This window comes from Mycobacterium sp., from assembly GCF_035603715.1.
GTDB lineage: Bacteria > Actinomycetota > Actinomycetes > Mycobacteriales > Mycobacteriaceae > Mycobacterium.
Genome location: NZ_DATNJW010000338.1, coordinates 1 through 2899, shown reverse-complemented (window position 1 = coordinate 2899; position 2899 = coordinate 1). Strand labels below are relative to the sequence as shown.

Here is a 2899-nt window from a genome sequence, read left to right as displayed (position 1 = left end):
ATGCCCTTGACCACGGTTACACCTACGGGTTGCTGTGGGTGGCCGGCGTCGCCGTCATCGTCGGCGGGGTGTCGCTGCTGATCGGCTACACCGCCGAGCAGGTGGCTCACGCGCAGGAAGTCAAGGACGCCATCGACGCCGGCGAGCTCTAGCTCGTCGCTTCGCCCAACAGAAGCCACGGCTGTCATCCCTCGCGGATCGCAGCCGTGGTTGTCGTTTGGCGGTTATCACTCATTACTAGTTAGGCTGGCGCGCTGTGATCACCCGGATGTCCGAGCTGTTCTTGCGCACACTGCGCGACGCCCCCGCCGATGCCGAAGTAGCCAGCCACAAGCTGCTGATCCGTGCCGGCTACGTGCGACCGATCGCGCCGGGGCTGTACAGCTGGCTGCCGTTGGGCCTGCGGGTGCTGCGGAACATCGAACGGGTCGTGCGCGACGAGATGAACGCGATCGGCGGACAGGAGATCCTGTTCCCGGCCCTGCTGCCGCGGGCACCGTACGAGACGACGAACCGGTGGACCGAGTACGGCGACGGCATTTTTCGGCTGCAAGACCGCCGCGGCAACGACTATCTATTGGCCCCGACCCACGAAGAAGTCTTCGCGCTGACCGTGAAGGGGGAGTACAGCTCCTACAAAGACCTTCCGCTGGTGCTCTACCAGATCCAGATCAAGTACCGGGACGAGGCGCGGCCCCGGGCCGGCCTGCTGCGGGTGCGCGAGTTCGTGATGAAGGATTCCTACACGTTCGACCTCGATGACGCCGGGCTCAAGGCGGCCTATCACGCGCATCGGGAGGCCTATCAGCGCATCTTCGAGCGGCTCCAGGTGCGCTACGTCATCGTGTCGGCGGTGTCGGGGGCGATGGGCGGCAGCGCTTCCGAAGAGTTCTTGGCCGAGAGCCCGGTCGGTGAGGACACCTTCGTGCGGTGCCTGGAATCCGGCTACGCGGCGAACGTCGAGGCCGTTGTCACCGCCCGCCCTGAGGCAGGGCCCATCGACGGGCTACCCGAGGCGGTGGTCCATGACACCGGCGACACCCCGACCATCGCGACCCTGGTCGAGTGGGCCAACGGCGCCGACCTGGGCCGTGACGTCTCCGCGGCCGACACCCTGAAGAACGTTCTACTCAAGGTGCGCCAGCCGGGCGGGGACTGGGAGCTACTGGCGATCGGCGTGCCCGGTGACCGCGAGGTCGACGACAAACGGCTGGGCGCCGCGCTCGAGCCTGCCGAGTACGCGTTGCTCGACGACGCCGACTTCGCCAAATACCCCTTCCTCGTGAAGGGCTATATCGGTCCGAAAGCATTGCTGGACAACGGTGTTCGCTACCTGGTCGATCCGCGGGTGGTGGATGGCACCAGCTGGATCACTGGCGCCGACCAGGTCGGGCGGCATGTCGTCGGGTTGGTCGCCGGCCGCGATTTCATCGCTGACGGCACCATCGAGGCCGCTGAGGTGCGCGACGGCGATCCGTCGCCCGACGGAGCGGGGCCGCTGGTGTCGGCGCGCGGCATCGAGGTCGGCCACATCTTCCAGCTCGGCCGCAAGTACACCGATGCCTTTAACGTCGATGTGCTCGGGGAAGACGGCAAGCCGGTGCGGCTGACCATGGGTTCCTACGGCCTCGGGGTGTCGCGGCTGGTGGCGGTCATCGCCGAACAGCATCACGACGAGCTGGGACTGCGCTGGCCGTCCGAGGTTTCGCCGTTCGATGTGCATCTGGTGATCGCCAACAAGGACGCCGAAGCGCGGGCGGGGGCTACCGCGTTGGCCACGGATCTGGATCGGCTGGGCATCGAGGTGTTGCTCGACGACCGGCAGGCATCACCCGGGGTGAAGTTCAAGGACGCCGAGCTACTGGGTGTGCCCTGGATCGTAGTGGTGGGCCGTGGCTGGGCAGACGGAAAAGTCGAGCTGCGCAACAGATTCAGCGGCGAGACTCGCGAGCTGACGGCCGGCGCCGGACTGGCCACCGACATCACCGCCGCGGTCGCGGGCTAGTCGGCGCCGGGGAAGGCCGTGGTGATCGGCCAATCTCCTTGCGCCTGCTTCCATTTGGCGGCCAGCACCGCGCTCTGGGTCAGCGCCGTCACGGCGAACGTGCGGTCCTGGTCGCTCTGAGCCTGCTCGATGACAGCACGCCAGGTTGCTTCGGTGTCCTGCTCCATGCGCACGGCCAGTCGCACCGCATCGCTGGGGTTGTTGACCGGCATCGGTAGTTGATAACCCGCGGCGGCCACCGGAGCACTCACCGAGCGGCCGGCCAGCGACGCGATGACCTCATTGCGCCGCTGCCGGTGCTGGTTCAGCGCGGACGACACCAGGGTGTTCACCTCGGGTGCGCAGTGCGCCGACACAATGCCGTAGCCGTAGATCGCCGCATGCTCGTTGCTCAGCGCAGCGCTCAGCGCGGTGTCGTACGGCGTAGACGCGGGTGACGGTTCAGCGGAGGTCACGACGACGCGGCTCCCAAGGCCAGCGCGACGCTGTAGGACGCGGTGCAGGAGGCGGCGATCGAGCCGAGCAGTCCGGCGCGATAACCCGACGATGTGCCCGCCAGCTGCCGGGCGCTGTCCGCCGACGCCCGCAACGACCGGACCACGTCGGCCAGCGGCGGCGGGGGAGCCGTGCCGGCAGGGGTGGGGGTGCTCGGCGTGGTCGTCTCGCGCGACGTGGACGTCGGGTTGACCGCCAGGCGTGCGATTTCGGTTGTCAGCGCCTGCGCATGTTTGGTTCGTTCCGCGGCGACTTCTGTCAGCGCGGCGTTCACCGGCTGCGGTGCGCCCACGGCCGCCGCGGTGGCCAGTTCGCTGTCACGTCGGGCCAGGGTCAACTGTGCTTCGAGTTCGTCGACGGCCGGCGGCGCGGGCGATGAGCTACACGCGGACACCGCCA

The 2899-nt window shown here is 68.0% G+C and carries 4 protein-coding genes; 2 read left to right on the top strand and 2 right to left on the bottom strand.

Annotation, left to right across the window (positions count from 1 at the left end):
• Positions 1-152 (top strand): hypothetical protein (locus tag VN856_RS14075; protein WP_325690013.1); only part of this gene is annotated, 152 nt, incomplete at its 5' end.
• Positions 153-256: 104 nt separating this feature from the next.
• Entirely contained in the window at positions 257-2005 is a 1749-nt protein-coding gene (locus VN856_RS14070; RefSeq protein WP_325690009.1) for a proline--tRNA ligase, read from the top strand.
• On the opposite strand, the gene VN856_RS14065 is transcribed toward VN856_RS14070, so the two are convergent.
• The gene (locus VN856_RS14065; RefSeq protein ID WP_325690007.1) at positions 2002-2460 is read right to left on the bottom strand and encodes a ferritin-like domain-containing protein; all 459 of its coding nucleotides are present in this window, start codon (positions 2458-2460) and stop codon (positions 2002-2004) included. The two genes, VN856_RS14070 and VN856_RS14065, sit on opposite strands and share 4 nt — an antisense overlap.
• Entirely contained in the window at positions 2457-2894 is a 438-nt protein-coding gene (locus VN856_RS14060; RefSeq protein WP_325690011.1) for a hypothetical protein, read from the bottom strand. The genes VN856_RS14065 and VN856_RS14060 overlap by 4 nt, the downstream gene beginning before the upstream one ends.
• Positions 2895-2899: the final 5 nt, after the last annotated feature.